Below are 6,883 nucleotides of genomic sequence, written 5' to 3'. Positions count from 1 at the left end.
TGGGAGGAGGATTTTGGCCTGGTGCCGGTGGAGGCGCAAGCTTGTGGCCGCCCCGTAGTCGCCCTGAACTGGGGAGGCACCCGGGAGACCGTCATCCACGGCCAAACGGGGATCCTCATCCCCGAAACCAGTGTGGAAGCCCTCGTCGAAGGACTGCGCCAGGCAGAGCGACAGGAGTGGGATCCGCAGCAGATTCGTGCCCATGCTCTGCAATTTCGGCCGGAGCGGTTTCACGCCCAACTGGGATCCCTGCTGCGCTGGGCCTGGCCCCGTTTTCAAGCTGGAGAGCCGCTGGATCCGCGAGCATGGAGCGCTGAGTAGAGCCGCCGCTGCACAAAAGTTGGCAACTCGATGCGGCTGCGCTCCCCCCTTTCTCCGCCGCTGCAGCCCGTGGCCAAAACAGAGCGCTTCAGCAGCCTTTCTGTGTGATCCTGCTCCTCCTTGAGGGTAAGGGGGGGGATCCCGCCAGGGGGCGTTCTCCCAGTTGTGGGTCGGCTGGTGGGTGGGGAGGGAGCAGGCCCTTCAGCCACCGCCTGAACCCGTTCCTGAGCTGGGCGGCCAGACCTGAGCTCGACAACTGCTTGGGGAGGAGCTGCAGACGACTGCCGCAGGGCGGCCAGTTGTTCCTCCAGCTCCTGGTTGCGTTGCAACAACAGAGCCACCTCTTTTTCCTGAGTTTGGGCATAGGCGTGGGCCTGCACACACTCGGTTTTCAAAGTCGCCACCTGCTGCTGCAGCTTCTCGAGCTGTTTTTGGCTAACCAGATAATGGGCCTCCGCCAGCTCCCGTGCCCGCTGGGCTTCTTCCAGGCTTTCCCGAGTTGGTCGCTGGGCCAGCTCCCGAACCTGCTGCTGCACTTCCTGCCACTGGGCAAAGGTGGGCCGCTGAGCCAGCTCTTGGAGAAGCTGATCCCGATCAGCCCGTAAGGCGTCGAGCTCACGGGTGAGAGCCTGCACTTGCTCTTTTAGAGCAAGGAGCCGCTGCGCCTGCAGGGACTCCGCCTCGCCGCTGGGATCCCCTTGGGCTTTTGGCTCTTGGCGCAGAGCCTGTAGCTCCGCCTCCAGTTTGGCAATGTGCTGGGTCTGTTCTGCCTGACGCTGCTGGCTCTGCCGCAGCTCCGCCAGCAAGGTGGCTCGCTCAGCCTTGGCAAAAGAGGCTTGTTGGCGCAAGCGGTTCAGCTCCGCTTGCAAGCTTGCCCATTGCTCCTGCGAAGGGCGTTCTTCCAATTCGCGAAGACGTTGCTGTGCCGCATTCAAGTCGGCTTGCAGGCGTGCCTTTTCGCTTTCCAGATCCACCTTGAGACGCTGCCACTCAGCCTCGGCCTGGCGGTGGGCCGCTTCCAGCTCCGTCCGTAGGGTTTCCATTTCCTGCGCAGAAGGCCGACCGGCCAGCTCCTGGATTTGCGCCTGCAACTGTGCCTTTTCCTTCTCCAGCTCTTGGATGCGGAGCTGCAATTGGGCTTGCAAAAGCTGCACCTGCGGCAACTTGACGGCATATTCCCCCAACTGGTTGGCCTGCTGTTTCAGCTCCAAGAGCTCCTGCTGCAGTTGATAGAACCGGGCCGGATCAACGCGCCGCTGCAGTTCTGCCTTCAGGGTTTCGATTTCTGCTTGGCTGGTCTGCAACTGTTGCTGCAGGATCTGGTAGTGCTCCAGCGTGGGTCGGCGCTCCATTTCCCAGAGGAGATTTTGTAACTCTTCAATGTGTTGCTGTTGGAGCTGAAAAGCTTCTAGGGTAGGACGTTGTTCCAGCCGCGCCTTCTCCTCTTGACAAGCCTGCAAAGCTTGCTCCCGCTCCTGCAGTTGGGCCTGCGCTTCAAGCAGTTGCCGTTCCAGGCAATGGGTACATTCAATCTGCTGCAACGACAGTGCTTCTGACTCTGCTAGGGAGCGCTCCAAGTTGCGCACACGCGCCCGCAAGGCTTTTAGCTCCTCTTCCACTTCCATAGCCCGGCTGCTCGACAGGTTATGGGCTTTACTCTAGCAGATGCTCCGGGCAAATATCCAGCTCGACACCACATATAGTGTGAGTTTTTGAGTTCCCGCAAAACTGACGCTAGAGCTGTCACCTCCATCCTCTATACTTGGGGGAGTTAGTTTTGGGGCGGGAGTCCTGTGATCAAGCTGGGATCTAGACTTTGGGAGTTGGCGCTGGCCCTGCTGAGTGTAGCTTCGGTCAGTTGTGGTGCCGACGCGCTCACTGCCAGAACCCCTTTGCCGCCGCTAATCACCAGCAGCGACATTCCTGCCGCCGTCAGCCGGGGCGGCTTTTTGGAGGTCGGGGTCTCGGTGTCGGTGCCGGGTCGGATCCCGGCGGAGCTGGCGTTTCAGGTGTCATGGTCAGGGATCGAGGTGCAGACGCTGTCAGCAGCCCAGGTCAACTGTGTCTCCGGCGAGGTGTCCTGCACTACCCGCTTCCGCATCCGCCCCCCTTCAAACTTGGTGCCCGGCTCCTACCTGCTTAGTTTGCGAGTTTTCGACCGGTTGGGACAAAGTGCCGCTGTGACCGAGACGGTGCTGTTAAGGGATCCCTGAGACTGGCCTGGTTGCACCTTAGCGTTGTCTTTCAATCACTAGCTGTCCCCTGCTGCCTGAACGAAAAATCGTTGAAAAGTTCCTAGAAGTTGTATGCCTCTATTGCACCGCCTGGGCAAGCGCTCGGATCCCCGCTTGCAGACGTTCTTCAACGTCGGCCTCCAGCCGCAGGGTGCCGTCCGCCTCAAACTGGATTTGCGAGCTGAGGATGTAGACCCCTTTCAAGATATGGGTTGCGCCCATCACGGCCAGCACCGGCTTCATGGCAAAGTCGATGGCCAGCAGGTGGGCCAGCGTTCCGCCTGTGGCGATGGGGAGAATCACCTTGCCGGTAAAGGCATCTTGGTCTAGCAAATCCAGCAGTGCCTTAAACACACCTGGGTAAGAAGCTTTGTAAACAGGGACGGAGAGAATGATCCCGGCGGCCTGGGCCACCTTTTCCTGAATCTGCTTGAGTTGAGGGCTCTCGAAGTTGACCCGCACCAGATCCTCTGGCGGCAAGTCCCGCACCGAGACAAACTCCGTTGTCAACCCGAGACCGGACAGGATCCCGGCAGCGTGATGCAAAATCGCTTCCGAGCGAGAAGGAGTGCTGGGACTACCGGAGAGCAAGAGGATGCTGGACATAGGTTGCAGACAGAAGGCTGCCTCAGTTGTATCAGGGATCCCACGTGCAAGATGATGATAAACTAGAAGAGACAGGGCTTCAGGATGCCGGGCCCAGTTCTGTGCGGGCGTAGTTCAGTGGTAGAACGCTAGCTTCCCAAGCTGGATGTCGTGAGTTCGAGTCTCATCGCCCGCTTCTGGACCAGCAAACCCCTCTCTCGCCGCTGCCGATCCCAACCTACCCCTAGCCAGTGTCGAGGTTGAAGGGAGGAGTGGCAGCACGTAGCTTCTGGAGGCAAGAGCAAGCTGCCCTGCTGAACTGGCCAGGGATCTTGCTAGGACATCTGCTGAAGGGGCACTTCCAGCCCCACCTGCGAGGCAAAGGTTGGCGGGCAACGATGACCGAACAACGCCGCCAGATCCAGCGGTTGCTCAGGGACAATCTCAGCCTCAAGCCCGTGGCAGCCCCGCAAGAAGCTTATCAGGACGGGATCCTGGTGGTGGTGAGAGAAACGCCCTTGTCTGAGACAGATCTGCCGGCCCAGTGTCCCTACACATTAGAGCAGGTGATGGATCCCGACTTTTACCCTGGCAAGGAAGATCCCCCGTGATCTGCTCAGCCCGCCGAACCGGCAGCAGGGCCCCCGTGGGTCTCCACCGGGTTGTCCACCACTCGTCGCAGCACGCCGTTGACGAAAGCGGCGGCCTCCGGATCCCCGTATTTTTTGGCCAATTCTACAGCTTCGTTGATGGCGACCTTGTCGGGGCTGCTGCGCAGGATCTCCATTTCCACCACTGCCAGGCGCAGGATATCGCGCTCGATCCGCCCCACCCGCTGCAGTTGCCAGCCTACCAAAACCCCTTGCAAACGGGCATCGATAGCCTCCTTATGGGTGCGCAGGGCAGTCAACAGTTGGAGAGCATAGGTGCGCACCTCTTGCGCTTGGGCGATGTGCAACAGCTCCGGCATGGAGAGGGCAGCTCCCAGCCGGTTGACCGCCTTTTGGGACAACTGAACGACCTCATCCAGGATGTGGCGGACGCTGTACAGCCGCTGTTCCATGTGTTCCAGGGCTTGGCCGGCGTTGCTGAGGGCCACTTGGGCTTGGTGGGCCAGCTCCAGCAATTCTCCCGGCGCGGTGTCGCGGGCGTTGGCCGCCTTCAGAGCCGTTTCCAAGCGTTGTAGATGTCGTTGGGCCTGCTGAAGGCGGACAGTAAGGGAGCGAGATCCGCCCTCTTCCTTGGCATCAGAAGCAGCCAATAACAGGGGATCACTCTCGTGCAACAGGCGATCGCTGCGCTGAATTTCTGCCGCCGCCGTGGAGAGAGTTTCATGGGTCTCTTCCTGCAGGGCGCGGATGGCTGCCAGCAGCAAGTCCTCCAGTTGTTTTTCGCTCAGTTTGGCCGCCGTGGCCGGCAGTTGGTTGACCCCTAGCAGGGCCAGTTCGCGGGCAACACGCCGAGGTTGCATTGCAGAATACCCATGCTTTTAAACGACTGCCCCATCCCGCAAGGCGGTGCTACCGGGCTTAGCCATGCTAGCAGGCTGCGGCGGGGCAAGGAAGAACCCGAGGCCTCGCTGTCAACTCGCCTCGGAAGGGCGGCTCAACACGCGAAACACCAACGATGCACTCTGCTCTTCGCCAAAGCGAGATTGGCTGGAGACCGAGAGGGTGAGCCGCCGCTTGCTGCGGGTGATGCCCACGTATAGCAGCCGCAACCGCTCTGCAGCCAAGTCTAGAAAGGCCTGTTCGGTAGGAGAGTTGGCCTGCAGCTCCCAATATCTTCTGCGGCTGAGCTGTCGCAACTGGGCCAGGGCCTCTGCCTGCATATCCACATCTTCCAAAAAAGCTAGGCCAAGGCGACGCTCTCCGTACTGGGCGGGAAACTCGTAGGCCGACACCTGGGGGATGAAGACCTGATCCCATTCCAAACCCTTGGCACGGTGCAGCGTAGCAACGGTGATGCTGCCCGGCTCGGGGTTGAAGGCAAAGATCTCCGAGGGCAGGTTGTTGAGGCGGTAATCCAGAATCACCTGAAATTCTTGGGCAATCTCCTGCCAATCGACCTCAGGCAGGGATCCCAGCACCTGCTCCAACTGGTCGATGACGTAGCGACCCACAAACAGTTCTTCCGGCTTGCGGTAGAGGCTTTGGACAACTACATTCAGCACTTCCGGCCAAGGGGAGCGCCCAGCCCGCAGCCAAGCCCCCAGGGTACGCAGCAGCCTGCCCAGGCTTTGCCAAGAGGGGCTATCCGGCAAAGTAGGGGCTTCCCCAAACTGGGGAAAGAGCAGCCGCTCCGGCAGCGAGGCGCGGATCCAGCCCAGCATCGGCTGTAGCTCAGCCCGTGGGATCCCGGCCCAGTCGGCTAGGTGATCTACGGCTGCAGCCAGGCGAGCAGAGGAAGTGGGCTGGGCCAACCAGTCGATTATTCCCTTGAGTTGCAGCAGCACCCGCCGCTGGCTGGGGTTGCCCCGCAACAGGTCGATCACCTGCTCTGCCCCCAGTTCCCGCAGGTAGTCGAGGGCCTTGCCCCCCAGCTCGTTGGTGGTGACCAGAATGGCCACCGTCTGGTCGGGGAAAGCTTGGGCGGCTGCCAGGGCCCACCGTGTTACCTCCTGCAGCTCCTCCTCCGGCGATCCGGCTACCCGGCGAAACTCCACCTGCCCCTCGCTGGCCGGGGGATTCTGGCCACCGGTGGTGGCCGGACGAATGTGCTGGGGAGCCAGGGCGGTGCGCAGGGCCGGGATGGGGTGCTTCTGGTTTACCCAGTCCACTAGGCGGTTGGCCAACTCGAGGATCTGGGGGGCGCTGCGGCTGGACTCTTCTAGGATTACTCGGGGACTGGCCTGACAAAAGTCACGAAACAGCCGCGGCTCGGCGGTGGTGAAGGTGCCCATGATGCTTTGGTTGGGATCCCCCACCCGCACCAGGTTGCCGGTGCGCTGGCTGAGCAACCGCAGCAGCTCTTCTTGTAGGGGGGAGCTGTCCTGGGCCTCGTCCTCGAACAGGTAGTCATACCAATTTTGCACCTGCTGCCCCAGCGCCGGGTCGCGCTCGATCAGCTCCACCGCCTGCCAGCCCAGGTCGTCGTAGTCCAGCTTGCCCAGGCGGCGCAGCTCCGCTTGGTAGGCGGCATAGATCGGAGCCGCCCAACCCAGATAGCCCTCCCTGTCAGCAGGGATCTGCTCCGGCCCCAGACGCAGATTCTTGGCCGTGCTAATCACCGCCTGCACCATCTGTTGGAAGCTGCGCCGGAACCGCGTCCGGTTTCGAACCACCTTCTGGTGGGAATCGTCGGGGGGAATCAGCGGCTCCCAGAGGTAAGTGTGGTGGGCGAGCCAGGCGCGGCAGAGACGGCTGAGCAGGCGCTCCTGTTCATATCCCTCCAGGATGGACAGCTCTTCCCAAGGGCCGGGGGCCTCCCGCAACACCCGCAGCGCTAGGGAATGCAAGGTAAAGGCTTGGGTAAAGCGATCTGGGTAGCCCGCCTCTTGCAGGCGTTGGTTGATACGGCGCAGCAGATTGACCCGTGCCGAACGCATGTAGGTGAACACCCCGATGCGATCCGGTGGGATCCCTCGCTTCAGGATGAGATCGGCGATTAGCAGCTCCAGGATGAACGTCTTGCCGCTCCCCGGAACTGCCGCGATCCCCAGAGGCCCCGAGCGATACGCCAATGCCCGTTGCTGTTCTGGACGCAACGCGACTTGGGAAAAAGGAGAAGCAGCCAAGCCCACC

Annotated in this window: 7 protein-coding genes and 1 tRNA gene; 4 read left to right on the top strand and 4 right to left on the bottom strand. The window is 61.3% G+C overall.

Annotation, left to right across the window (positions count from 1 at the left end; translation table 11 throughout):
- On the top strand, positions 1–321 hold a 321-nt coding region (locus tag NW835_RS03125; RefSeq protein WP_414414496.1), incomplete at its 5' end, for a glycosyltransferase.
- Here the strand turns inward: NW835_RS03125 and NW835_RS03120 are convergent.
- Positions 276–1,946, bottom strand: coding sequence for a hypothetical protein (locus NW835_RS03120; RefSeq protein WP_414414495.1), 1,671 nt, complete (start codon positions 1,944–1,946; stop codon positions 276–278). The two genes, NW835_RS03125 and NW835_RS03120, sit on opposite strands and share 46 nt — an antisense overlap.
- Positions 1,947–2,114: 168 nt before the next feature.
- Here NW835_RS03120 and NW835_RS03115 point away from each other — a divergent pair, with 168 nt between their 5' ends.
- Positions 2,115–2,534, top strand: a complete 420-nt coding sequence (locus NW835_RS03115; protein ID WP_414365832.1) for a hypothetical protein — start codon at positions 2,115–2,117, stop codon at positions 2,532–2,534.
- A 99-nt stretch (positions 2,535–2,633) separates the two neighbouring features.
- Here NW835_RS03115 and ssuE read toward each other — a convergent pair whose 3' ends face one another.
- Positions 2,634–3,161 carry an NADPH-dependent FMN reductase gene (gene ssuE / locus NW835_RS03110; protein WP_414370493.1) on the bottom strand — a complete coding sequence of 176 codons (528 nt, stop codon included), beginning with the start codon at positions 3,159–3,161 and terminating at the stop codon, positions 2,634–2,636.
- 103 nt (positions 3,162–3,264) lie between these two features.
- Between ssuE and NW835_RS03105 the strand changes: the two genes are divergently transcribed.
- A tRNA-Gly gene (locus NW835_RS03105) sits at positions 3,265–3,336 on the top strand.
- 76 nt (positions 3,337–3,412) lie between these two features.
- Positions 3,413–3,751, top strand: a complete 339-nt coding sequence (locus tag NW835_RS03100) for a DUF29 domain-containing protein (protein WP_414414494.1) — start codon at positions 3,413–3,415, stop codon at positions 3,749–3,751.
- Positions 3,752–3,756: 5 nt separating this feature from the next.
- Here NW835_RS03100 and nusB read toward each other — a convergent pair whose 3' ends face one another.
- A complete protein-coding gene (gene nusB / locus NW835_RS03095) occupies positions 3,757–4,611 on the bottom strand; it encodes a transcription antitermination factor NusB (RefSeq protein WP_414414493.1) in 855 nt (284 codons plus the stop codon).
- A gap of 111 nt (positions 4,612–4,722) precedes the next feature.
- The gene (locus NW835_RS03090; RefSeq protein WP_414414492.1) at positions 4,723–6,882 is read right to left on the bottom strand and encodes an ATP-dependent helicase; all 2,160 of its coding nucleotides are present in this window, start codon (positions 6,880–6,882) and stop codon (positions 4,723–4,725) included.
- Position 6,883: the final 1 nt, after the last annotated feature.

Source organism: Synechococcus sp. OH2 (assembly GCF_047462155.1).
In the GTDB taxonomy this organism is placed as follows: domain Bacteria; phylum Cyanobacteriota; class Cyanobacteriia; order Thermostichales; family Thermostichaceae; genus Thermostichus.
The sequence above is the reverse complement of the archived record's forward strand: the minus strand, read 5'-3'. Positions and strand labels throughout refer to the sequence as shown.

Excerpts from the sequence above, each read along its gene's own strand:
- NW835_RS03120 (WP_414414495.1), bottom strand. The coding sequence starts at position 1,946 with ATGGAAGTGGAAGAGGAGCTAAAAGCCTTGCGGGCGCGTGTGCGCAAC.
- ssuE (WP_414370493.1), bottom strand. The coding sequence starts at position 3,161 with ATGTCCAGCATCCTCTTGCTCTCCGGTAGTCCCAGCACTCCTTCTCGC.
- nusB (WP_414414493.1), bottom strand. The coding sequence starts at position 4,611 with ATGCAACCTCGGCGTGTTGCCCGCGAACTGGCCCTGCTAGGGGTCAAC.